Genomic DNA, 23,438 nt, shown 5'->3' with positions numbered 1-23,438 from the left:
ATTTAGTTGGTGTGTCCGGTCGTGCATCAAAGGCCGTCGTCACCTTCGGCGCGAGGCCGGCGGGCGTAGCGCACGGCGTCTCGTTTCAAACGTCTTGGTTCGTGACATTCACCTCTTGTTCCCGGGAATGGTTGTTCTAAGATTCTCCGACCCGATTCCCCAAGGCGCTTCGCAATGTCCCAATCCACCCGCATCAAGGTGCGCGGCTACCATCTCGACCTGTACGGCCACGTCAACAATGCCCGCTATCTGGAATTCCTGGAGGAGGCGCGCTGGAACATGATGGAGCAGGGCGGCCACCTCGACTGGTTCATGCAGCAGCGGCTGGCGCTGGTGATCAGCCGCATCGACATCCAGTACAAGCGCCCGGCCACCATGGGCGACGAACTGCTGGTGGACAGCGTGCTGTCGGCGCTGGCCGAGCGCCACGGCGTGGTCACCCAGCGCATCGTGCGCGCCGACAACGGCAAGCTGGTGGCGCAGGCCGACGTGACCTTCGCGGTGATCCATCCCGACCAGCCCGGCGCGCAGCCGATGACCGGCGAGATCGCCGAGCGCCTGGGCGCAATGCTGGAGGCCCACTGAGATGCGCCGCCTGCTGACCCTCTGCCTGATCCTGCTGCTGAGCGCCTGCGCCAGCCTGCCCACCGACCTGCAGAAGCCGCGCGTCTCGCTGGCCGGCATCTCGCTCAAGGAGGCCGGCCTGTTCGAACAGCGCTTCACCCTGACGCTGCGGGTGGAGAACCCCAACAACGTGTCGTTGCCGATCAAGGGGCTGGATACCACGCTGGCGATCAACGACAAGCCGCTGGCCTCGGGCGTCGCCCCGCAGTCGGTGACCATCCCGGCGATGGGCGAAGCCAGACTGGCGATCGACGTCACCAGCAACCTCGCCGCGCTGGTGCGCCAGCTGCGCGCCGCCAAGGGCGAGGGTGGGCCGCGCTACCGGCTTACGGGTAAACTGTTCGTGCCGCTCCGCGCCGACGGCATCCCCTTCGAACTGGAGGGCGAAGTGCCGGCGATCGAGGGGCTGTTCGAGCCGGCCGGCAAGACGCAGCAGTTCTAGCCGGTATTTCCCACCGCAGCCTGGCAGACCCATGAGCGAGAACGACCCGGACCGCGAACCGGTCATCGAGATCGTCACCACCTCCGACGAGGACGAGGCGCCCGACGCGCCGGCTCCCTCGGTCGTCCTCCCGCCCGGGCAGGCGTCGTTCCTGCATCGTTATCGCCTGCCGCTGTTGCTGGGCGGCGGCGCGCTGCTCGGGCTGCTGCTGCTCGGCGTGGGGCTGTTGCTGGGCATGTTCGTGCGGGAATTCAACGAAAAGCAGTACGTCGACCAGATCGTGCTGCTGCGCGGCGCGCTGGAGAAGAACGCCGAGGCCAGGGATACCGCGCACCAGGAACTGGCAGCCGCCGCCGCCGAGCGCCAGGCGCTGGAGAGCGAACGCGACGGGCTGAAGGAACAGCTCGCGCTGTCGCAGCAAGCGCTCAAGTCGGCGCTGGCGCAGATCTCCACCCTCACGCCCGCCCCGGAGCCCAAGATCGAACCGGGCCCCGACGGCAACACCGGCTATCTGCGCTTCGGCAACAAGAACTGCCTGATTCGTCCGGGGCAGGACCGCGCCGAGCTGGAGAAATGCCTGCGAGGGGATTGAGCGCCCCGTTTCGCACGCCATTTTCATTCGCGTCGCTTACCCGCCGTTACCTAGCCGCATGCCAGGCCGGCGGCGGCGTTCGTGTAAAATGCCGGCTTCCTTTCTATGGGCGAAGCCCGCCTGGAGCACAGATGACCGCCTCGATCTTTGCCGCCGTCGAAATGGCCCCCCGCGACCCGATCCTGGGTCTGAACGAAGCCTACAACGCCGACACCCGCAGCAATAAAGTGAACCTCGGTGTCGGGGTCTACTACAACGACAACGGCAAGATCCCGCTGCTGGCCGCCGTGAAGGCCGCGGAAGAAGCCCGCCTGAAGAATGCTCCGCCGCGCGGCTACCAGCCGATCGAGGGCCTGGGCGCCTACAACACCGCGGTGCAGAACCTGCTGTTCGGCGCCGGCAACGCGCTGGCCGAGGCCGGCCGCCTGGTCACCGCCGAGGCCCTGGGCGGCACCGGCGCGCTGAAGATCGGCGCCGACTTCCTCAAGCGCCTGTCGCCCGAAGCCACTGTCTATATCAGCGACCCGTCGTGGGAGAACCACCGCGCGCTGTTCGAATCGGCCGGCTTCAAGGTCGAGAACTACCCGTACTACGACGCCGCCACCCGTGGCGTGAACTTCGCCGGCATGAAGGCCGCGCTGCTGTCGTACGCGCCGGGCTCGATCATCGTGCTGCACGCCTGCTGCCACAACCCGACCGGCGCCGATCTTTCCGACGCGCAATGGGCCGAAGTGGTCGAAGCCTGCCGCGAGCGCGGCCTGGTGCCGTTCCTCGACATGGCCTACCAGGGCTTCGCCGAAGGCATCGACGCCGACGCCGTCGCGGTGCGCGCCTTTGCCGCATCCGGCCTGCAATTCTTCATCTCCAGCTCGTTCTCCAAGAGCTTCTCGCTGTATGGCGAGCGCGTCGGCGCGCTGACCATCATCACCAGCGGCAAGGAGGAATCGGGCCGCGTGCTGTCGCAACTGAAGCGCGTGATCCGCACCAACTACTCCAACCCGCCGATCCACGGCGGCGCCATCGTCGCGGCGGTGCTGTCCGACGCCGGCCTGCGCGCCCAGTGGGAAGAAGAACTGGCCGGCATGCGCGACCGCATCCGCGCCATGCGCACCGGCCTGGTCGAAAAACTGAAGGCCCGCAACGTCGCCCAGGACTTCAGCTTCGTCGTGGGTCAGCGCGGCATGTTCTCCTATACCGGCCTCACCGCCGCCCAGGTGGACAAGCTGAAGGACGAATACGGCATCTACGCCGTGTCCACTGGCCGCATCTGCCTGGCCGCGCTGAACAACCAGAACATCGACTACGTGGCCGACGCCATCGCCAAGGTGGTCTGAGCCCGACCGGCGCTGTTCACCGGCAAAGCCCCGCTTCGGCGGGGCTTTTTCTTGGGCGGCGGAGCACGCCGGGCGGAATAGGGTGATTGCCGTTGGTTTGAGTCCTGCAATCTTCGGGTTGCGCCTCTAAGCTCAAACCGAACCCGTCGCCAAGGCCCGCCATGCCCCCCGCCCTGCAAAACGTACGTTATCCGCTGCATATCCATATCGCCTGGCTGTTCCTGGCGCTGATCGTCACTTTTTCGTCGATCAGCATCATCTACCACGACCGCCAGGCCAGCCGGATGATCCTGTCCGACTCGCAGCTGCTGTTCTCGCGCATCGGCGAGCAGACCGCGCAGCGCGTCACCGCGCTCTACGACGGCAGCGGCACCGTGGTGCGCCTGCTGGCGCACCACGACTTCGCCGGCGCCACCACGCTGGCGCAGCGCCTGCGCTGCCTGCCGTACCTGGCGCAGGCGCTGGCCAGCCAGCCGGCGCAGTCGGCGATCTATGCCGGCAACAGCCACGGCGATTTCTTCCTGCTGCGCCGCTACGATCCGGCCACCATGACGTCGCGTTTCCAGGCGCCGCCCCAGACCGCGTTCCTGGTGCAGAGCATCGAGCGCGATGGCGAGGCGGTGCGTGGGCGTTACCTGTTCTTCGACAGCGCGTTGCGGCAACTGGCCGAGCGCGACGATCCCGCCTACCGCTTCGATGCCCGCCAGCGGCCGTGGTACGCGGCGGCGCTGCGCGCCAAGGACGTGGCCGCCACCGCGCCCTACGTGTTCTTCACCACCCGCGAAGTCGGCACCACCGTGGCGATGCGCACCGCCGACAGCCAGGCGGTGGTCGCGGTGGACATCACGCTGGATGCCTTGTCGGTCGCGCTGGCGCGCGACCAGGTCACGCCCGGCGCGGAGCTGGCGCTGCTCGATGCCAGCGGGCAGGTGGTGGCGTACCGCGACCCGGGGCGGCTGATCAAGCTGAACGGCCCCGACCAGCTGGTGCTGAACCAGGTGTCCGGGCTGGGCGTGCCGGTGCTGAGCCGGTTGGCCGACGAACCGGCCGGCACCCGCCGCGCCAAGGCCGGCGGCCGGGCCTGGCAGGGGTACGTGGCGCAACTGCCGGTGACCGGCGGCGAAGACCTGCGGCTGGTGATGGCCGCGCCCGAGGACGAACTGCTGGCCGAGGCGCGCACGCTGCGGCGGCAGACCATGCTGATCGCGCTGGCGCTGGCCGCGGTGATGGTGCCGCTGGCGATCCTGCTGTCGCGGCTGGCGTCGAGCCCCATCGTCGCGCTGACCCAGGAAGCGCGCGAGATCCAGGCATTGCGCTTCGCCTCGCCGCTGAAGGTGCATTCGTTCATCTCGGAGATCGACGAGCTGGCCAAGTCGATGGGCGGGATGAAATCGACCATCCACCAGTTCCTGCACATCGGCTCGGCGCTGGCTTCGGAACACAATTTCGAGCGGCTGCTGGCGCGCATCCTGCGCGAAACCATCGGCCTGGCCGGTGCCGAGGGCGGCGTGGTCTACCTGCGCCAGGCCGACGGCAGCCTGACCCCGGCCCAGGCGCGCTGGCGCGAGCACACGCTGGAGACCGCGCTGCCGGCGCTGGGGGCGGCCGACGAGCATCCGGTGGCGCAGGCGGCACGCGAAGGGCACAGCATCCACGTCACCCACGGGCTGGCCAACCTGAGCGAGTGGTACGGCGCGCTGACCGAGTTCGAAGCGCCGATGACCCTGATCGCGATTCCGCTGACCGACCGCCACGGCGTGCCGGTGGGCGTGCTGTTGTTGCTGGAGGACGACCGCGACGGCCTGGGCGACAAGCGCAAGGTGGGGCGCGAGCTGGTGGCGCTGGTGGAGGCGGTGTCCGGCTCCGCCGCCGCGGCGCTCCAGACCCAGCGGCTGCTGGCCGAGCAGAAGGCGCTGCTGGAGGCGTTCATCCAGCTGGTGGCGGGCGCCATCGACGCCAAGAGCCCCTACACCGGCGGCCACTGCCAGCGCGTGCCGGTGCTGACGCGGATGCTGGCCGAGGCGGCGGTGAAGGCGGACAGCGGCCCGCTGCGCGATTTCACGCTGAACGACGAGCAATGGGAGGCGCTGCACATCGCGGCGTGGCTGCACGATTGCGGCAAGGTCACCACGCCCGAATACGTGGTCGACAAGGCCACCAAGCTGGAAACGCTATACGACCGCATCCACGAGGTGCGGATGCGCTTCGAGGTGCTCAAGCGCGACGCCGAGCTGAACTACTGGCGCGCGGTGGCCGGCGGCGCGGACGCCGCCGCGCTGCGTCCGGCGCTGAATGCCGAACTGGCGGCGCTGGACGACGACTTCGCCTTCGTCGCCGCCTGCAACGAGGGCAGCGAGGAAATGGGGCAGGACAAGGTGGAGCGGCTGCACACCATCGCCGCGCGCACCTGGCGCCGCACGCTGTCGGATCGCATCGGCATCTCGCACGAGGAGCGCCAGCGCAAGGCCGCCGTGCCCGAGCCGGAACTGCCGGTGTACGAGCCGCTGCTGGCCGACCGGCCCGACCACCTGTTCCACCGCTCGGTGCGCGACCGCCTGCCCGAAGGCCACGGTTTCGACATGGCCGTGCCCGAACACCTCTACAACCGCGGCGAGCTGTACAACCTGAGCGTGCGGCGCGGCACGCTCACCGCCGAGGAGCGCTACAAGATCAACGAGCACATCGTGCAGACCATCGTGATGCTGGAGAAACTGCCGTTCCCGCGCCACCTGACCCAGGTGCCGGAATTGGCCGGCGGCCATCACGAGAAAATGGACGGCACCGGCTATCCGCGCCGCCTGACGCGCGAGCAGATGAGCATTCCGGCGCGGATGATGGCGATCGCCGACATCTTCGAAGCGCTGACCGCCATCGACCGGCCGTACAAGGAAGGCAAGAAGCTGTCCGAAGCGGTGGCGATCATGGCGCGCATGGCCCGCGACGCCCACGTCGACGCCGACCTGTTCCGCCTGTTCATCGAATCCGGCGTCTACCGCGACTACGCCGACGCCCACCTGCGCCCGGCGCAGATCGACGAGGTGGACGAAGCGGCGGTGCTGGCGGGGGTGGGCGAGGGGGAGGGAGGCTGAACCCCAAATCTTGAACCACAGAGGACACGGAGAACACGGAGATCCACAGAGAACACCAAGCGAGTCATCGCCAGGAGCCGGCAGCTCAAAGCCTGGAAGCAGGTGGTTTTCTCACTGCCCCTCTGTGCTCTCCGTGTCCTCTGTGGTTCAAGACTTGGGGTTTGGCGGTTCAGGTTTTACTCACCCCACCGCGCGGCGGGAAAAGTCGCGGGGGCGGAAGCCCAGCAGGGCGAGGCTGCCGAAGTAGGCGATCAGGCCGATGCCCACCAGCAGCCCCAGCATCGCCAGCCGCAGCGGCATGCGGCCGCTGTCGAACGGCGGCAGCAGCCACATGGTGAGCGCCAGCGCGCCGGCCATCGCCAGCACCGCCAGCAGCAGCTTGCCGAAGAACACCTTCCAGCCCGGCTGCGGGGTGAAGATGTCGTGGTGGCGCAACTGGCGATACAGCAGCCCGGCATTCAGGCACGCCGCCAGCCCGATCGACAGCGCCAGCCCGGCGTGGCGCAGCTGCCAGACGAACGCCAGGTTCATCAGCTGGGTGGCGGTCAGCGTCACCAGCGCGATCTTCACCGGCGTCTTGATGTTCTGCCGCGCGTAGAAGCCGGGCGCCAGGATCTTCACCAGGATCAGCCCGACCAGGCCCACGGTGTAGGCGATCAGCGCCTGTTGCGTCATCAGCGCGTCGTGCGCGGTGAACGCCTTGTACTGGAACAGCGCCACGGTCAGCGGCCCCGAGATCACCGCCATGCCCACGGCGGACGGCAGCGCCAGCAGCAGCGACAGGCGCAGGCCCCAATCCAGCAGGCGCGAGTATTCGGCGGTGTCGTTGCTGGCGTGGCTCTTGGAAAGCGATGGCAGCAGGATGGTGCCCAGCGCCACGCCCAGCACCCCGGTGGGGAACTCCATCAGCCGGTCGGCGTAGTACATCCACGACACCGAGCCCGAGACCAGGAACGAGGCGAAGATGGTGTTGATGATCAGCGACACCTGGCTGACCGACACCCCGAGGATGGCCGGGCCCATCTGCTTGATCACCCGCCAGACCCCGGCGTCCTTGAGCGCGACGCGCGGCAGCACCAGCATGCCGATGCGCTTGAGCGTGGGGAACTGCCACACCAGTTGCAGCACGCCGCCGGCCACCACGCCCCAGGCCAGCGCCATCACCGGCGGGTCGAAGTAGGGCGCGAACAGCAGCGCGAACGCGATCATCGACACGTTGAGCAGCGTCGGCACGAAGGCCGGCACCGAGAAGCGGTTCCAGGTGTTGAGCACCGCGCCCACCAGCGACGACAGCGAGATCAGCAGGATGTACGGGAAGGTGACGCGCAGCATGTCCACCGTCAGCGCGAACTTGTCCGGCTCGGTGGCGAAGCCGGGGGCGGAGATCCACACCACCAGCGGCGCGGCCAGCATGCCCAGCACCGTGACCAGCGCCAGCACCAGCGTCAGCGTGCCGGCCACGTGGGCGAAGAAGGCGCGGGTGGCCTCCTCGCCGCGCTGGTTCTTGTATTCGGCCAGGATCGGCACGAACGCCTGCGAGAACGCGCCTTCGGCAAAGATGCGGCGCAGCATGTTGGGCAGCTTCTGCGCCACGAAGAAGGCGTCGGTGGCGAAGCCGGCGCCGAAGATCCGGGCGATCAACACGTCGCGCACGAAGCCCAGCACGCGGGAGACCATCGTCATCGAACTGACCGCGGCCAGCGACTTGAGCAGATTCATGTACAGGTACTTCGTTGCGCGAAAGCGGCATGTTAACCAGTTTCGACGGCACACGCAGAGCTTGCGTCGGCGGGGAAGGTTGCTGTACCATCCGCCGTTTCCGAATTGACTTGCCCGGCGCCTAAGGCTTCGGGTGTTCAGACCCCACAGCTTCAGGAGTTTCAATAAATGGCTAACAGCGCACAAGCTCGCAAGCGTGCTCGTCAGGCAGAAGTCACCCGCCAGCACAATGCCAGCCAGCGTTCGGCTTTCCGCACCGCGGTCAAGAAGGTGTTGAAGGCAATCGAAGGTGGCGACAAGACCGCTGCCCAGACCGTGTACCAGGAATCGGTCAGCATCATCGATCGCATCGCCGACAAGAAGATCTTCCACAAGAACAAGGCCGCTCGCCACAAGAGCCGCCTGTCCGCCGCCATCAAGTCGATGGCTGCCTAAGCAGTTCGGAAGCTCGAAAAAACCCCGGTTCGCCGGGGTTTTTTGTTGCCTGTCGCCAGCGTGGGCGGCGTGCGGTGCGGTTGTCCGCGCTACACCCGACGCCGCGCCGTCAGGCGGAACGACGACATGATGCGGCGATAGTCCGCTTCTTCCAGGCACCACCACATCTCGTCTTCCTCCTCGCCCTCCTGCCAGTTGGCGGTGATGCGGGTGTAGCGGCCCAGCTCGTTCCAGATGCCGGCGGCCAGCCGTTCCAGGCACCACACCGGGCTCTCGTGACGTACCGCGCGCTCGGCCTCGATGGCGGCCAGGCACATGCCGCCCGCCAGCGGCTGGCGGATCAGGCGCACCACCTTGGTATCGAGCGCGGCGACGGCGTTCGCGGCGGCGGCGGCTTCGTGCTGCGACAGCGGGGCGATGCTGAGGTAGATCTGGGCTTGGCTCATGGCGGCGGGACCTGTGCGTGCGGTGGGGAAGGGCGGGCCCGGATCAGGCCGAGGCTGGGCGGTGGTGGCTGGCCGACATGCGTTCCCCTTGGTTGGTCGCCGAAATCAGCCATAGTTTATCTGTCCGCGGGCCGTGATGGTATGGCCATTCCCCTGCGACCGAGCGGTTCCGCTCCGGCGTCGCCCTGGCTCCCCGGCTGTGATAGATTTGCCCCACTCTCCGTAAGCAAAGGCCGCCTGACCATGCAAGTCGCCAACGAGCTCGCGCCACTGCCCCGCATCCTGGTCGTCGATGATTCCCGCATCGTGCGCGCCACGGTGAAGAAGCACCTGGGCGACCAGTACGAGGTGGTCGAAGCGGCCGACGGCGAAGCCGGCTGGCAGCGGCTGCTGGCCGACCCCGACATCCAATTGCTGCTGTCCGACCTGACCATGCCCGAACTGGACGGCCTGGGCCTGCTGGCGCGGGTGCGCGCCGCCGGCGAGACGCGATTGCGGCAGTTGCCGGTGATCATCATCTCCGGCGAAGAGGACGAAGCCACCCGGCTGCATTGCGTCGAGTGCGGCGCCAGCGATTTCGTCACCAAATCCACCGACCGCGCCGAGATGCTGGCGCGGGTGCGCGCCAACATCGAGCGCGCCGCCAACCAGCGCGCGCTGGAAAGCAGCCGCGACGAAGCCGCGCGCTCCGCCACCCATCATCCGGCCACCGGCGCCGGCACCCAGCATCTGCTGACCTTGCAGACCGAGCAGGCGCTCGCCTTCGCCCGCCGCCATCACAGCGACGTGACCGTGGTGCTGATCGAGATCGACCACTTCCAGGCGCTGTCCGACAAGCTGGGCGCGCGCGTGGTCGAGCAGATGCTCGGCCTGCTGACCAAGCACCTGGCGGTGAAGCTGCGGCGCGAGGACACGCTGGCGCTGGTGGAAGGCGCCCGCTTCGCCGTGGTGTCGCCCGGCACCACGCTGACCGAGGCGCGGGTGCTGGCCGAGCGCCTGCGCCAGACCATCGCCGGTGCGCGCATCAATTTCCGTGGCGAGCATCTGCAGGTGACCGCCAGCCTGGCGGTGGCCAATTCGCGCGAGGATGTCTGCGAGGACGCCGCGGCGCTGATCACCAGTGCCAGCGACCGCCTCTACGCGACGCCCGGCGAAAATCGCGTCGTCGCGCCGGACGACATGCCGATCGCCCCGGCGCCCACCCTCAGCGAAGCGCTGCTGATGCTGCACAACGGCCAGCTCGACACGCTGCGCCCGCATCTGCCGGGGCTGATGGCCGCCCTGGCACCGCTGATCACCCTGGCCAACGACGAACTGCATCTGGGCTGGTCGCTCGACAGCCTGCCGCGCCAGCACTGACCACTTCGCGCCTGTCCCGCCCGTTCCGCGCCATGCGAACGGCATGGATCGGTCCTGCCCCGGCGCGGGGGCGGGGCCGTTTCCGGTGTTTCCGCCCCGTCAGGTGTGCCCTCCGAAATTGCACCGCCATGGTGCATTCCGCTCCATGTACCGCTGATTTGTAAGGGCGAGCCCTCGCCTAGGCGATTTGTCTGTTTTTCCCGCGGGCAGTGCCGGATTTTTCCTCGACCAATCGGGTTGCGTAGGCGTTTTTACCTGGCGACCTGCCCCGCAGGGCGCGCAACACGTCGCTCCGGTGCGGGGCAAGACACATGCGAACGCTTTCAGAAGCCCGTTTCGCTCGTGTAATGCGTGTGATTTTCATCACATAACTGACACCAAATCGGAGTTGTTCAGCCCATCCTTTCGCAAATTGGACTCTTCCATGTATCGTAAGATTTACGATAAATTTACATTTTTTAATATGGACCTTCCTGGCATGGTCAGTGAGGGGCAGGGAAAGAGGTGCTGCGCAAGTGGGGAAAGGTCATATCGCAACGAGTGCAAAGACACCTTTCGAGAGAAATAATGCTTTAAAAAACAAACGTGCCAGTCCGTATGTGGGGCGCTAATTTGCTGGAGTTGCGGGGGATAGCGAAACGTTATAGCCTGACGCCCGTCAGGTAGAATTAACGTCATGGCTACACAATCCGAACGCTCATTCCTTACTCAGAATCGCTTGATCCGGGCAACGGTGGACATCCTGGTCGAGCAGGGTTACGCCGCGCTGGGCGAGCAACGCATCTGCATGCGGGCCGGGGTCAGTCGGGGGGCTTTGCGCCACCACTACCCGCAGGGTCGCTACGATCTGCTGCCCAACGTCGTGGAAAGCCTGCTGGACGAGGAAGCCTCGCGCATGGCCTCGCTCGGGCCGCTCAGTGCCAAGGAGCGGCTGTATCTGATGCTGTATGGCCTGATGGCCATGCCCAAGCGTCAGGCCTCGGTGGCGATTCTGGAAATCTGGATGGCCGCGCGCGGCGACGCCAAGCTGGCTCGCTGCACCCAGGCTGTCTTCGACGACGTGCTGGTGCGCCTGTTCGGCCACGTGCCCGGCCAGCCGGCCGATCCCGAGGAACTGGCGCTGCGCTGCCTGCTGCATGGCGCGTCGCTGCATCGTTTCTCTTCGGATTACGACGGCGAGGTGTTGCAGGCGTCGTTGCGCTGGGCCATGGAGCGGCTGGAGCCGCCCCCCAAGGTGAGCCAGCTCCTGCCGACATGGCTTGAAAGCGCTGCCAGGACCGAACCCGCCCTGGCCTGAGCTTTACCCCGCACCGCGTCGTGCCCCACTGGGCCGGCGCGGTTTCGCATGCCGGCGCCCTGGAGCGCCGGCTTGGCGTTTCAGAGCCTGTTTGGAGCGGCTAACAAAACCCTCCTGGCGGTGTCGCGTGGGGGCGCCGAGCTGAAACTTGCCGTACTTACCCGTACTGTCTGCGTTTCGCGCTCCTTGCCAGGACCGCTGCGCTGGGTTTTGTTAGCCGCTCTTGATCTCTTTTCGCGATAGCGTTCCGGGACATTGCCGGTTGCGGCAAGGCGCAGCACGCCTGCGGCATGGATGGCGTGAGCGGCGTGCAACGCGGCAGCACGCCGGCGCTGCCGCGAAAAGACAGCGGAACCGGCCCTCAGGACGCCCAGCGGTTGGTGATCGGCATGCGCCAGTCGCGGCCGAACGCGCGGTGCGTCACCCGCGGCCCCACCGGCGCCTGCCGCCGCTTGTACTCGTTCACCTTCAGCAGCCCCACCACCCGGTTCACGTCCGCTTCGCTGTAGCCGCGCGCCACGATCTCCGCCTTGGAGACGTTCTCCTCGACATACGCGGCCAGGATCGCGTCCAGCACCTCGTAGGGCGGCAGGCTGTCCTGGTCCACCTGGTCCGGCCGCAGCTCGGCCGACGGCGGGCGGGTGATGATGCGCTCGGGAATCACCGCGCCGCCGCCAAACGCATTGCTGCGGTTGCGCCATTCGGACAACCGGTACACCAGCGTCTTGGCCACGTCCTTCAGCACCGCGTAGCCGCCGGCCATGTCGCCGTACAGCGTGGCGTAGCCGGTGGTCATCTCGCTCTTGTTGCCGGTGGTCAGCACCAGCCGCCCGCTCTTGTTCGACATCGCCATCAGCAGCGTGCCGCGGATGCGGCTTTGCAGGTTTTCCTCGCTGGTGTCGGGCTGGGTGCCGGCGAAGGCCGGCGCCAGGCCGGCCATAAAGGTTTCGTAGATCGGCCAGATCTCGATTTCCGAATACTGGCAGCCCAGGCGGGCGATCATCTCGCGCGAATCGTCCACGCTGATGTCGGCGGTGTAGCGCGACGGCATCATCACCGCGTGCACCTTGTCGACGCCGAGCGCGTCGCAGGCGACGGCCAGCGTCAGCGCGCTGTCGATGCCGCCGGACAAGCCCAGCAGCACGCCGGGGAAGCGGTTCTTGCCGATGTAGTCGCGCACGCCCAGCACCAGCGCGCGGTACACGCTTTCCAGCTCGTCCGGCGCGGGGGCGAGCGTGCCCGGTTGCAGATCGCCGTCGGCGAATTCGACCACGGCCAGCGCCGCCTCGAACGCCGGCAGCTCGGCCACCACGCGGCAGTCGCGGTTCATCGCGAACGAGTGGCCGTCGAACACCAGTTCGTCCTGGCCGCCGACCAGGTTGACGTACACCGCCGGCACGCCGGTTTCCTCCACGCGCTGCGCCAGCACCTGGTGGCGGGTCGATTGCTTGGCCTTGTGGTAGGGCGAGGCGTTGAGCACCAGCAGCAGTTCGGCGCCCTCGTCGTGCGCGGCGGCGGCCGGTTCGACCTCCCAGATGTCCTCGCAGATCAGCACGCCGACGCGCGTGCCGTCCTGTTCGAACACCAGCGGCGCCGCGCCGGGGGTGAAGTAGCGCACCTCGTCGAATACCGCGTCGTTGGGCAGCAGCATCTTTTCGTAGCGGCCCAGCACATTGCCGTCGCGGATCACCGTGGCGGCGTTGAAGCGCTCGTCGCCGCTGGCGTAGGGGTGGCCGATCACCAGCGTGATGCCGTCCACCTCGTCGATCAGCCGGCCGATGGCGGCGGCGCAATCCTTGAGGAAGGCCGGACGCAGCAGCAGGTCCTCGGGCGGATAGCCGGTGAGCGCCAGCTCGGGGGTGACCAGCACATCCGCGCCGGCCGCTCGGGCATCGCGCGCGGCGGCGAGGATCAGGTCGAGGTTGCCGGCGAGGTCACCGACCAGAGGATTGAACTGGGCGAGGGCGATGCGCATGGAGTGGATCGATCCAGGGGGAAAACCTCGATTCTAGGGCGTGTCATCGATGGTGTCGCGGCACCATCGATGACACGCCCTGGGCTGGATCGACCGCCAAGCGGGGGCGCGAAGCACCAAGGCCGCGATACGGGGCGGGGAGGGCTGACGGCCACTCTCCAGCGGCCCGGCCACGCGCAGGCGCCGGGCCGTGGGCCGGGATCAGCTTTCCAGGCACTTGGCTCGGGCCTGTTCCGGGCTCAGGTTGCGGATGCTGATGTAAAACTGCTGGCACACCTGCGTGCCGCCCACCGGCCAGCGCTGCTGGCAGGTGCCGAGCGCGCCGGCGGGGTCGCCCTGCGGCTGCGCGGCCATCGCCACCTGCCAGCAGGCGGCGGTCAGGTCCTGGCCCATCACGCGGATGCCCGCGGCGTCGGCTTCCTGCTGGTTGCCGCCGTACTGCTTGGGATCGGCGGCGTACCAGATATAGCTGGGATGATTGGCGCCGATGGCCTGCACCGTGCGGCCGGGCACCGGCTGGAATCGGGTCAGGCCCAGCACCTTGATCGGCGGCAGCTTGTAGTACTGCGCCAGCCATTGCCGCGCCGGGCCGCCGAACGCCACCAGCGGGCGCGCCACGCCGTCGGCGCCCGCCGTCCACTGGCCGAGCAGCGACACGGTGTAGTCGCTGAAATCGTCGTAGACGCCTTCGAGCGAGCCGCCGGCATTGGCCGGCGCCGCGATCGGCGCGATGTCGACGATGGTCTGGTACGGATCGGTGGCGCTGGGGGTGACGCCATTGTTCACCAGCAGGCTGGCCCAGCGGCGGGTGGTGGCGGCCTGCAAATAGTCCTGGGTCTGGGTCATCACCGTGTCGGGCGGGAAGTGCAGCAACTGCACGCTGGGGTTGTTGCGCATGGCGAAGCCCAGCGGCAGGAAGAAATGCCAGCTCGGCTGCCATTGCCCGGCCTGCTGTACTTTCTGCGCGTCGGCGTAGCCGAGCTGGCCGCTGGCGAGGAAATGCCGGATGGTCTGGCCGTAGTCGGCCGGCACGCCGCGCAGCCGCGCCACCACCTGGCCTTCCTCCTGCGCCACTTCCACCTCGCCGTCGGCGTAGCCGTCGCGCTTCACGCTCAGCGCCAGCCAGTGCTGCACCGTGTCGGTCAGGGTGGGCGCGGGCGTCGGGCACTGGTCGAGGCAGTTCGGATACGAGAACAGCTCGGTGACGCGCTGGGTGTCGCCCAGCGGCACGGTGGCGGTCACCGGCGGGCGCGGCGTGGTGCAGGCGCCGAGCAGCAGCAGCGCGAGGATGGACAGGCGCGAAAGGCGGACGGGCATTGCGAGTGCTCCTTGTAGCGGGGAGAGGAAGCGGTGGCTGGCGAGGCTCGGCGTGGGTGTCATGTCCGGCCTTGCTTAGCGCTTATTTTTGAATGACATCGTGCGACGGGAATGCACGCATCGATTCGTTCTAGGCGGTGTTCGGCCGAGTTTCACGATTTGCGTGCGAAATTGTTCGCGGGCAGGCCACCGTCGGGCGCACTAAGGCGTGGCGCCGCGCGTGGCGAGCCCGGATGGGGAGGGGCGCTTCGTGCTAGGAGCGGGCGTTGTCGCGCTCGGCGAAGTAGCCGTTCAGCGAGGCGACCACTTCCTCCAGCGCTTCGCACAAGGCCTCGACCTCGTCGGCGCAGCGACCGCGGTAGGCGGCCTCCTCCAGCGCGGCCGCGCAGTCGGCCAGCCGCTGGGCACACACGTGCCGGCCCACCGACTTGAGCGAATGCGCGGTGCGTGCCACGTCGTCCAGCCGCAACGCCGCCAGCGCGTCGCGCAGTTGCGCCGGGGTGTCGGCGTGGTGGCGCGCCAGGTTGCGCAGCACCGCCAGGTAGCGCTCGGTGGCCAGCCCTACCTGGACGCAGCCGGCGGCCAGGTCGATGCCGGGCAGGCGGGGCAACGGCGGGTCGGCCGGCGGCGGGGCCTGGGCCTCGGGCGGCGGCGTCACCCAACGCGCCAGCACGTGGTACAGCGTGTCGGCGCGGAACGGCTTGGTGATGTGGTCGTTCATGCCGGCGGCCAGACTGCGTTCGCGGTCGCCGCTCAGCGCGTGCGCGGTCATCGCGATGATCGGCAATTCGGTGAGGGCGGCATCGCGGCGGATCTCGCGGGTGGCGGCCAGGCCGTCCAGCTCGGGCATCTGGATGTCCATCAGCACCGCCTGGTAGCAGCCGCTGCGCGCCTTGGCGATGGCGTCGTGACCGTTCTCGGCGCAGTCCACCGACACGCCGACGGCGTCGAGCAGTTCCTCGGCGATCTGGCGATTGATCGGGTTGTCCTCCGCCAGCAGGATGCGCGCGCCGCGCAGGTGCTGCGGCGCCTGGCGCGCCAGCGGCAGCAGATCGGGCGGGCGTCGGCAGGGACGATCGTCGTCCTGGTCGGCCAGCAGCGTATCCAGCGCCTCCAGCAGCGCCGGTTCCAGCACCGGCTTGAGCAGCGGCGCGACCGGCGCCAGCGCGGCCGGATACTGCTGCACCCGATCGCGTCCGGCGGCGTCCACCAGGCACAGCACCGGTAGCGGGCGCAGCGCGGCGTCGTCGCGCAGTTGCGCCAGCAGCGCCGCGCTGGTCAGGTCGGGCAGGTCGGTGTCGAGCAGCAGCAGCGCGTACGGGCGTTTCTCGGCGGCGGCCACCCGGGCCGACGCCAGCGCGGCGTCGCCGCTCGCGGCCTGGTCCACCAGCGCGCCCAGCCGCTCCAGCAGGCTGGTGAGGGTGGCGCGCGCCATGGCGTTGTCGTCGGCCAGCAGCACGCGCTTGCCGTGCAGGCTGCCGGGCTGTGGCGGCGGACCGTCCACCGGCACCGTGTCGAACGCCAGGGTGAAGTCGAAGCAACTGCCGCTGCCGGGCACGCTCTCCACGCGGATGCTGCCGCCCATCGCTTCGACCAGTTGCCGGCAGATCGCCAGCCCCAGGCCGGTACCGCCGTAGCGCCGCGTGATCGATTCGTCGGCCTGGGCGAAGGCATCGAACAGGGTGTCCTTTTTTTCCGGCGGCACGCCGATGCCCGAATCGGCGACGGCGAACAGCAGCTTCACCTGGTGGTGGCCGGGCTCGGCGACGCTGACCAGCACCAGCACCTCGCCGCGCTCGGTGAACTTGATCGCGTTGTTGACCAGGTTCAGCAGCACCTGGCCCAGGCGCAGCGGATCGCCGTACAGCAGCTTGGGCACGTCCGGCGCCACGTCGAAGATCAGCTCCACCGGCTTGTCGCTGGCCTTGTAGGCCACCAGGCTCGCCAGGTTGCCCAGCACGTTGTCCAGCGAGAACACCGCGTGTTCCAGTTGCAGCTTGGCCGCCTCCAGCTTGGACAGATCGAGCACGTCGTTGACCAGACCGAGCAGGGTGTCGGCGGAGTAGCGGATCTTGTCCAGGTAATCGCGCTGCTTGCGGGTCAGCGTGGTTTGCAGGGTGAGGTTGCTCATGCCGAGGATGGCGTTCATCGGCGTGCGGATCTCGTGGCTCATCCGCGCCAGGAACTCCGACTTGGTGCGGTCGGCCTGCTGCGCCCGGTGCGCCGCTTCGCGCAGCGAGTGCATCCAGTGGGTGACGAAGCGGTAGCCGATGAAGGCCATCGCCACGAACAGGATGGCCAGCACCCAGTACACCGCCGAGGTCGAATCCTGCACCAGCGCCATCGCCTGGCGCAGCCCGACCGGGTCGGGGCCGGCCATCAGCTCGGCGGCGGCGCGACGGCTCAGCGCGAACGACAACGACAGGAACAGATAGACCGCGATCACCAGCATGCAGGCGGCGCCGAGCATCCAGCGCGGGTTGCCGGTGTTGGGGCGGGCGCTGGCCGGGTCGTGGCGCACGCGCCAGCGCACCAGCGTCGGCGCGGCGATCGCCAGCAGTGGCGCGGTGATCAGCACGTTCTGCAGGAAGTTGCCCAGCCACCAGCCCTGCCAGATGGCGAAGGTCTGCTGCACCGTGGCGGTGTTGGTGTGGGTCCAGATGAAGGCGCCGCTGGCGCCGAACACCGCGCCGAAGAACGCCAGCACCACGAAGAACAGCAGCGCGTCGGCACTGCGCAGGTCGATACGCACCGGCAGCGCGCGGTACGACACCGCGAACACCGCCAGCCCCAGCGGGTTGGACAGCGCGAACAGCGCGGCCCAGCCCGGCGGCATGCCGGCCGCCAGCGACAGGCACAAGGTGGCGATGTAGGCGGGGACGGCGCCCCACCAGAAGCCGAAGCAACAGGTCCAGATCACGCACAGAGTGAGGGGCGGGTAGATCGAGACGAAGATGTCGCTGCCGCCGAAATCCAGCGGCAGCCCCGACCAGTCGGCATGCAGGGTGAGCAGGCCCAGCCCGATGCAGGTCAGCAGCGTCACCGACCAGGCGGCGCACAGCGCCGCGTTGCCGGGCCTGGTGAACGGGGGCAGCAACTGCCGGAACGGCAGCGGAAAGTGCAGGCGGTCGTCCTGACCGGCGACGACGGGGGAGGGCGGATCGGCGTGCGTCATCAAAGGGCAACGGGTCGGTTGGGTCGGTTTTTCTTGCCCCCGCACGGGTGGCGTGGGTGATACATCATTGTTCGAACCGACCGATCCGGCCAGTGGATACGACAATCGGGCAATGCCTTGCCGCGGGCCGCCCGCCCGCGGATTGGCTTCCGGCTCGACGAAAGCCGTCGGTTGCCGGCTCGACCCTGTCGGGGCAGGCCCGGCGAACGCCCGCCCGGCCGCGTCGCCATGGCCATGGCGGCCGGCGTCTGCTTTGTCGCACGGCTTGCAGACAGGAGGGCTATCTGCTGCGCCGCGCTTCGCGCAGCCATCCGGCCCACGGACCAATGCACCCTGCGTTTGAAGGCCGATTCGCCCTAGCGCATGGCCAGCGTCACCATGAAGGGATGGCGCGGCGCCGGCTGGGTCGGGGTGTCCGCCGGACAGGGCGCTGGGCGGCGGGGCGCGAGCCGGGCGCCGGTATCCTGCATCAGGCGCTGGCGCCACTTGTAGTAGAGGCCGTCGGAAATGCCCACGATGCGCGCGGCGCGCGAGACGGTCTCGCCCAGTGCGACGGCATCGTCGATCTGTTGCAGCATGGCCTGGATCTGTTCGTCGGTGTAGCGGCGGGGGCGGCTCATGAGGGTGCTCCTAGGGACGTTGCGCAGCGGCCGCGATGGGCGAGCCCAGCGGGCGCAGCAGTTGCTTGAAGGGGTCGGTCTGCATCGGGCGGCCGTAGTAGTAGCCCTGGGCCTCGATGCAGCCGTTGGCGGTGAGAAAGTCGCTCTGCACCTGGTTTTCCACGCCTTCGGCGATCACCCGCATGCGCAGGCTGGTGGCCATGGCGATGATGGCGTTGACGATGGCGCCGCCATCGCGGGTGCCGATGCGGTTGACGAAGGAACGGTCGATCTTCAGCTTGTGCACCGGGTAGCGGTACAGGTAGCTCAGGCTGGAATAGCCGGTGCCGAAGTCGTCGATGGCGAGCTTGATTCCCAGCTCGTTGAGCCGGTGCATCAGCGAGATCACCGATTCGGCCTGCTGGATGATCGAGCTTTCGGTCATCTCCATTTCCAGCTGCCCGGCGGGGATGCGGTAGCGCGCCATGATCTGCGCCACCGTGTCCAGCCATTGGGTGTCCTGGAACTGGGCGGCCGAGATATTGATGGCGATGGGCACCGGCGACAGGCCGGCGTCGCGCCAGCCGGCCCAGATGCGACAGGCCTCTTCCAGCACCCAGCAGGTGATGCGGCCGATCAGGCCGTGCTTTTCGGCGATGGGGATGAAGCGATCCGGCGGCACGAAGCCCAGTTGCGGGTGTTGCCAGCGCAGCAGCGCCTCGCAGCCGATCAGGCGCGGTTGCTCGTGCATCAGCACCTGCGGTTGCAGGTGCAGGCTCAGCTCGCCGCGTTCCAGCGCGCCGTCGAGCGCCTGGCCGAGCGACAGCGCGTCCTGCACCGCTTCGTTCATGCCCGGCTCGTACCAGCGCAGGGTGTTGCCGCCTTGTTCCTTGGCCGCGCGCATCGCGATATGCGCGTGCTTGAGCAGGGCGTCGGCGGTGTCGCCGTGCAACGGGTGCTCGGCCAGGCCGACGCTGGCGGTCATGCGCAGCGGGCGGCCGTCGATCATCATCGGCTGGCCGATATGTTCCAGCAGGTCGCGCAGCCGGCTGTTCACGTGTTCCGTATCGGCCACGAAGGGGGCGAAGAGCACGAATTCGTCGCCGCTGAAGCGGAACAGCTGCACCGGGGCGGTGCGGAGTTTGTCCTTCAGGCGCGCGCCCAACTCGCTGAGCAGGCTGTCGCCGCTGGCCAGGCCCAGCGACTGGTTCACCAGGTTGAAGCGGTCCAGCCCGATCAGCGCCACGGTCACGTTGCGGTGCTCGCCGTGCAGCGCCTTGGTCAGCGCTTCGTTCAGGCTCTGGCGGTTGGGCAGCGCGGTCAGCGGGTCGTAGCGGGTCAGGTAGTCCAGCCGGGAGTGGGTTTCCTTCAGGCTGCTGATGTCGCTCAGGATGTGGATGTAGGCGGAGATCTGCTGGTCGGCATCGATCACCGCCGATACGGTGTGCCACACCGCGCGGATGCTGCCGTCGGGGCGCCGGATGTAGCGTTCGCCCTGCCAGCGCTGGTCGCGGCGGCAATGGGCCAGCATGGCGTCGTAGCTGACGGTGTTGAGGTCGGCGTCGTCGAACAGCGTGGCCAGGGGCTGGCCGAGCACCTGCTCCGGCTGGCGGCCGGTCAGCGTGTAGTAGGCGGCGTTGGCCTTGGCGGCGACGCCGGCGAAGTCGCTGGTGATGATGGCCTGGTCGGTTTCGCGGTAGATGTTGGCCGCGACGCGCAGTTGGTCCTCGGCGGCGCGGCGCTCGGTGACGTCGCGGATCACGATGTGCACCAGGCGCTGATCCTGCACCCGCACCTCGGAGAAATTGGCTTCCGCCAGGAAGTGGCTGTCGTCGTGGCGGCGGTGCATCGCCTCGCCGCACGGCGAGCTGGCCAGCCAGCTGACGAAGTCGGCATCGGCGTTCTGCCGGTTGCATTCGGCCAGGCGCGGGCAGGGCGTCGGGCCGCGCGCGCCCTGCACGTTCTGCCCCGAGCACAGCTGGCGGAAGCGCATGGCGGTCAGCGCCTCGCGCGACAGGCCGTAGCCCTGGCAGGTGGCGTGGTTGACGTCGATCACCGCGCCGTGGGAATCGGCCAGCAGCATCATGTCGCGCGAATTCTGGAAGATCTGCTCGAAGTTGTGGCGTAGCGTGTTTTCCCGTTGCAGCGCGCGGTAGCGCTGGCCGCGATACCAGCTGACCCCGCCCACGCCGAGCAGCAGGGCCAGGCCGACGATGCCGAGCGCGATGTTGCGCACCCGGGCGTTGAGGTCGGCGTAGACCTGCTGGGCGGGCACCAGGGTGGTGATGAACCAGTCGGTGGTGCTGAAGCGGCGGCTGTAGCCGAAGGTGGGCTCGTCGTGCAGGTCGACGCCCTCGATCAGGCGATCGTGACGGGTGGCGGGATCGGTCAGCGCCAGCAGCCAGCGCCGCGTCTCGGGCAACTCGTCGGTCAGCCGCACGCGCTGGCCTTCGGCGTCCACGTATTCGAATTGCGAGCCGGCGCGCCGGATCAGCCAGGTGTGGCCGGTCCAGGCCGGCAGCGCGCCGCGATGCAGCAGCGGGAACGCGGTGCGGGTCGGGTCCAGCTCGAAGCGCAGTTCCAGGTCGCCGCCGTCGGGATGGGCGCTGCTCGGCAGCATGCGCCGCACCAGCCAGCGCACCGGCTCGGTGGCGGCACGCGATGTCGTGGGGATGACCGAGGTGGCCGGGCCCAGTTCGGGCAGGGCGGCGGTGTGCGACAGGTCGATCACCGGCATGCCGTCCTGCCCCGGCCGCGGGCCTTCCCAGCCCGAGGCGGAGAGCAGCACCTGGCCGGTGGCGGCGGCCAGCACGCTGATGTCCTGGTAGCCGTAGAACGCCTTGATCCGCTCCAGGTAGTTGCGCAGCTGGATGCGCTGGATGTCGTTGGGCCGGCCCTGCCGCTGCCAGTTGCGCAGCGCCTGCACGAAGAAGTCGTCGCCGGCCACCACGTCCAGGTCGGCCTGGCGGTCGGCGAACCAGATCTCCATGCTGTGGCTGGTCAGGCCGTTGAGCGCGTTGAGCATCGATTGCGCTTCCTCGCGCACCGAACGCTGGGCATCGCGGTACAGCACCAGCGCCACCGCGCAGCAGGCGAGGACGGTGGCGGCGCCCGCGGCCAGCATCAGCGGGGTGGCGCGCGGCCATTGGCGTCGCAACTGCCGTCCCCACCGCGCCCACGGCCACTCGATGGACGAGGGCCACACCCACGGCACCGGCGCGGCCAGGGTCCCGGCCGCGATGGCGCCGCGTTGGCGGAAAAGACGCCGGAGCAGACGGCCTGCGCTCATCAATCACACCTTGTAGCGTTCGATGACACGCTGCATGTCGCGGGCAAGGCCGTGTAGGTCGTTGCTCGACTCCGACGTGCGCAGCGCCGCGGCGCTGGTTTCCTCGGACATCTGCGCCACCTTTTCGATCTCCTGCGCCATCATGTTGCTGGCGCTGCTCTGCTCGCGCATGGCGGACGAGATCTGGCCCACTTCGCTGACCACCGATTCGGTGCTGCGGCGGATCTGCTGGATCGCCTCGCTGGCCTGGCCGGCGTGGGTCACGCCTTCCTCCACTTCCTTCACCGCGCGCTGCATCGCCTCGACCGTCTGGTTGGCCTCGTGCTGGATCGCGCCGACGGTGTCGGTGATCTCGGCGGTGGACGACGCGGTGCGCTCGGCCAGCTTGCGCACCTCGTCGGCCACCACCGCGAAGCCGCGGCCCATCTCGCCGGCGCGCGCGGCCTCGATCGCCGCGTTCAGCGCCAGCAGGTTGGTCTGGTCGGCGATCTCCTTGATGGTGTTGACCACGGTGCTGATGTTGGCGGTGCGCTGCACCAGCGAGCTGATATAGGTGGACGAATCCTGCACCCGCTCCGCGATATGGTTGATGCGCTCGATGGTCTCGCCGATCACCGTGCCGCCGTTGCTGGCGTACTGGCCGGCGCTGCGCGCGATCTCGTCGGTGCTTTCGGCGCGGTCGGCCACGTGGTTGACGCTGACCGTCACCTGTTCCACGCCCGCCGCCATGCTGGTGGTCGATTCGCTGACCATCTGCGAGGCGGACGACAGCTCGTTCGATGCCGTCGCCACTTCGCCGGCATGCTGGCCCACCTTGTGGCCGATCTGGGCCAGATCGCGCAGGCTGCCTTGCAGCGTGTCGAGCAGGCCGTCGAAGGCGCGGCTGGTCTCGGCCACCTCGTCGCGACCGTTCGCGTTCAGGCGCTGGGTGAATTCATAGTTGCGGGCCACGTTGCCGACGAAGTCGCGCAGGCGGAACAGCGGCGTCACCACCGAGCGGGTGATGAATTCGCTGGTCAGCAGCAACAGCAGCGCCGCGGCGACACAGATGCCGATCAGCGCCGTCAGCAGCGTGCTGAAGCCGCTGTTGATGGCGTCGTTGCACTGGCGGGTGAGCTTGGCGTAGTAGGCCCCCATGGTGGAAAGGTGCTCGAACACCTTGGTGGCCTGCGGGGCGGTCACGCGCTTGACCAGATCCGCCGCCTCGTCCTTGCGTTGCTCGGTGGATGCCTTCAGCGCCTGCTCGGCCACGACGTAGTAGGCCTCCATCTCCTGGCGCGCCGCCTGGGCGTACTTGGCGTCCTGCTGGTCGTAGACCAGCTTGTCGTACTCGTCCATCTTCTGGAGCAGCTTGGCGCGACCCTCCTCGAAATGCTGCTGGAGCGCCTTCATGCCGGTTTCGTCCTTCTCCAGGATGTGCAGCAGCAGGTCGCGACGGGTGTCGGAAAAGGTGATGTTCATGTCGGTCAAGAGAGCCAGGGTCGGCACGATGTTGCCGGTGAGATCCTCGACCGGGGTCTTGGCCCGTTCGATGTAGACCCAGGCGATGGCTGTTGTCAGCATCACCGCAAGCAAACCTGCCACGCCAAGCAGGCGGACGCGCATTCCAATCTTCATTTTATTGCCTCAAATATAAAATGCACTTCATGAATTCAATGTTCCGATTCCCGATGTCTGCGCCTATTGGTGCTTCTTTATGCATTGATTCATGAAGAGAATTTAATGAGCCCTTCAGATTCGCGCGAT

The 23,438-nt window shown here is 68.0% G+C and carries 16 protein-coding genes; 8 read left to right on the top strand and 8 right to left on the bottom strand.

What is annotated here, in order from left to right; genetic code table 11:
• The first annotated feature begins 174 nt into the window (after positions 1-174).
• From C556_RS0116140 to C556_RS0116120, 5 genes are all read left to right on the top strand, one after another.
• Positions 175-585 carry an acyl-CoA thioesterase gene (locus C556_RS0116140; RefSeq protein WP_018749286.1) on the top strand — a complete coding sequence of 137 codons (411 nt, stop codon included), beginning with the start codon at positions 175-177 and terminating at the stop codon, positions 583-585.
• A gap of 1 nt (position 586) precedes the next feature.
• Positions 587-1,066 carry an LEA/WHy family protein gene (locus C556_RS0116135; protein WP_018749285.1) on the top strand — a complete coding sequence of 160 codons (480 nt, stop codon included), beginning with the start codon at positions 587-589 and terminating at the stop codon, positions 1,064-1,066.
• A gap of 31 nt (positions 1,067-1,097) precedes the next feature.
• Entirely contained in the window at positions 1,098-1,658 is a 561-nt protein-coding gene (locus tag C556_RS0116130) for a hypothetical protein (RefSeq protein ID WP_018749284.1), read from the top strand.
• A gap of 131 nt (positions 1,659-1,789) precedes the next feature.
• On the top strand, positions 1,790-2,992 hold the full coding sequence (locus tag C556_RS0116125; protein ID WP_018749283.1) for an amino acid aminotransferase: 1,203 nt from the start codon (positions 1,790-1,792) through the stop codon (positions 2,990-2,992).
• Between the two features lie 161 nt (positions 2,993-3,153).
• Positions 3,154-6,081 carry an HD domain-containing phosphohydrolase gene (locus C556_RS0116120; protein WP_018749282.1) on the top strand — a complete coding sequence of 976 codons (2,928 nt, stop codon included), beginning with the start codon at positions 3,154-3,156 and terminating at the stop codon, positions 6,079-6,081.
• Positions 6,082-6,261: 180 nt separating this feature from the next.
• Here C556_RS0116120 and murJ read toward each other — a convergent pair whose 3' ends face one another.
• Positions 6,262-7,800, bottom strand: coding sequence for a murein biosynthesis integral membrane protein MurJ (murJ, locus tag C556_RS0116115; RefSeq protein ID WP_018749281.1), 1,539 nt, complete (start codon positions 7,798-7,800; stop codon positions 6,262-6,264).
• 168 nt (positions 7,801-7,968) lie between these two features.
• On the opposite strand from murJ, the gene rpsT reads away from it, so the two are divergent.
• Positions 7,969-8,235, top strand: a complete 267-nt coding sequence (gene rpsT / locus C556_RS0116110; protein WP_018749280.1) for a 30S ribosomal protein S20 — start codon at positions 7,969-7,971, stop codon at positions 8,233-8,235.
• Positions 8,236-8,324: 89 nt separating this feature from the next.
• Here the strand turns inward: rpsT and C556_RS0116105 are convergent, their stop codons facing one another.
• Positions 8,325-8,681 carry a hypothetical protein gene (locus C556_RS0116105; RefSeq protein WP_018749279.1) on the bottom strand — a complete coding sequence of 119 codons (357 nt, stop codon included), beginning with the start codon at positions 8,679-8,681 and terminating at the stop codon, positions 8,325-8,327.
• Between the two features lie 243 nt (positions 8,682-8,924).
• Here C556_RS0116105 and C556_RS20780 point away from each other — a divergent pair, with 243 nt between their 5' ends.
• Positions 8,925-10,040, top strand: coding sequence for a response regulator (locus C556_RS20780; protein WP_018749278.1), 1,116 nt, complete (start codon positions 8,925-8,927; stop codon positions 10,038-10,040).
• Between the two features lie 676 nt (positions 10,041-10,716).
• The gene (locus C556_RS20775) at positions 10,717-11,337 is read left to right on the top strand and encodes a TetR/AcrR family transcriptional regulator (RefSeq protein ID WP_051083255.1); all 621 of its coding nucleotides are present in this window, start codon (positions 10,717-10,719) and stop codon (positions 11,335-11,337) included.
• A 361-nt stretch (positions 11,338-11,698) separates the two neighbouring features.
• Here the strand turns inward: C556_RS20775 and C556_RS0116090 are convergent, their stop codons facing one another.
• The 6 genes from C556_RS0116090 to C556_RS20755 all read right to left on the bottom strand — a co-directional run bounded on the left by C556_RS0116090 (position 11,699) and on the right by C556_RS20755 (position 23,297).
• The gene (locus tag C556_RS0116090; RefSeq protein WP_018749276.1) at positions 11,699-13,312 is read right to left on the bottom strand and encodes an NAD+ synthase; all 1,614 of its coding nucleotides are present in this window, start codon (positions 13,310-13,312) and stop codon (positions 11,699-11,701) included.
• Positions 13,313-13,513: 201 nt separating this feature from the next.
• Entirely contained in the window at positions 13,514-14,629 is a 1,116-nt protein-coding gene (locus C556_RS0116085; RefSeq protein WP_018749275.1) for a hypothetical protein, read from the bottom strand.
• 253 nt (positions 14,630-14,882) lie between these two features.
• Complete coding sequence (locus tag C556_RS20770) at positions 14,883-17,804, bottom strand: response regulator (protein ID WP_051083254.1); 2,922 nt, start codon at positions 17,802-17,804, stop codon at positions 14,883-14,885.
• Positions 17,805-18,160: 356 nt separating this feature from the next.
• Complete coding sequence (locus tag C556_RS20765) at positions 18,161-18,424, bottom strand: transposase (protein WP_018749274.1); 264 nt, start codon at positions 18,422-18,424, stop codon at positions 18,161-18,163.
• 10 nt (positions 18,425-18,434) lie between these two features.
• Positions 18,435-21,692: a sensor domain-containing protein gene (locus C556_RS21840; protein WP_018749273.1), complete on the bottom strand. Its 3,258-nt coding sequence runs from the start codon at positions 21,690-21,692 to the stop codon at positions 18,435-18,437.
• A 3-nt stretch (positions 21,693-21,695) separates the two neighbouring features.
• On the bottom strand, positions 21,696-23,297 hold the full coding sequence (locus tag C556_RS20755) for a methyl-accepting chemotaxis protein (RefSeq protein ID WP_018749272.1): 1,602 nt from the start codon (positions 23,295-23,297) through the stop codon (positions 21,696-21,698).
• Positions 23,298-23,438 lie beyond the last annotated feature (141 nt).

Origin of the sequence: Chitiniphilus shinanonensis DSM 23277, from assembly GCF_000374805.1 — a bacterium.
Lineage (GTDB): Bacteria > Pseudomonadota > Gammaproteobacteria > Burkholderiales > Chitinibacteraceae > Chitiniphilus > Chitiniphilus shinanonensis.
The sequence above is the reverse complement of the archived record's forward strand: the minus strand, read 5'-3'. Positions and strand labels throughout refer to the sequence as shown.

What these genes read in the sequence shown, in the direction of transcription:
- rpsT (WP_018749280.1), top strand. Translation starts at nt 7,969, where the DNA reads ATGGCTAACAGCGCACAAGCTCGCAAGCGTGCTCGTCAGGCAGAAGTC.
- C556_RS0116130 (WP_018749284.1), top strand. Translation starts at nt 1,098, where the DNA reads ATGAGCGAGAACGACCCGGACCGCGAACCGGTCATCGAGATCGTCACC.
- C556_RS20775 (WP_051083255.1), top strand. Translation starts at nt 10,717, where the DNA reads ATGGCTACACAATCCGAACGCTCATTCCTTACTCAGAATCGCTTGATC.
- C556_RS20755 (WP_018749272.1), bottom strand. Translation starts at nt 23,297, where the DNA reads ATGCGCGTCCGCCTGCTTGGCGTGGCAGGTTTGCTTGCGGTGATGCTG.
- C556_RS21840 (WP_018749273.1), bottom strand. Translation starts at nt 21,692, where the DNA reads ATGAGCGCAGGCCGTCTGCTCCGGCGTCTTTTCCGCCAACGCGGCGCC.
- C556_RS0116125 (WP_018749283.1), top strand. Translation starts at nt 1,790, where the DNA reads ATGACCGCCTCGATCTTTGCCGCCGTCGAAATGGCCCCCCGCGACCCG.
- C556_RS0116085 (WP_018749275.1), bottom strand. Translation starts at nt 14,629, where the DNA reads ATGCCCGTCCGCCTTTCGCGCCTGTCCATCCTCGCGCTGCTGCTGCTC.
- C556_RS0116105 (WP_018749279.1), bottom strand. Translation starts at nt 8,681, where the DNA reads ATGAGCCAAGCCCAGATCTACCTCAGCATCGCCCCGCTGTCGCAGCAC.
- C556_RS20770 (WP_051083254.1), bottom strand. Translation starts at nt 17,804, where the DNA reads ATGACGCACGCCGATCCGCCCTCCCCCGTCGTCGCCGGTCAGGACGAC.
- C556_RS0116120 (WP_018749282.1), top strand. Translation starts at nt 3,154, where the DNA reads ATGCCCCCCGCCCTGCAAAACGTACGTTATCCGCTGCATATCCATATC.
- C556_RS0116140 (WP_018749286.1), top strand. Translation starts at nt 175, where the DNA reads ATGTCCCAATCCACCCGCATCAAGGTGCGCGGCTACCATCTCGACCTG.
- murJ (WP_018749281.1), bottom strand. Translation starts at nt 7,800, where the DNA reads ATGAATCTGCTCAAGTCGCTGGCCGCGGTCAGTTCGATGACGATGGTC.
- C556_RS0116135 (WP_018749285.1), top strand. Translation starts at nt 587, where the DNA reads ATGCGCCGCCTGCTGACCCTCTGCCTGATCCTGCTGCTGAGCGCCTGC.
- C556_RS0116090 (WP_018749276.1), bottom strand. Translation starts at nt 13,312, where the DNA reads ATGCGCATCGCCCTCGCCCAGTTCAATCCTCTGGTCGGTGACCTCGCC.
- C556_RS20765 (WP_018749274.1), bottom strand. Translation starts at nt 18,424, where the DNA reads ATGAGCCGCCCCCGCCGCTACACCGACGAACAGATCCAGGCCATGCTG.
- C556_RS20780 (WP_018749278.1), top strand. Translation starts at nt 8,925, where the DNA reads ATGCAAGTCGCCAACGAGCTCGCGCCACTGCCCCGCATCCTGGTCGTC.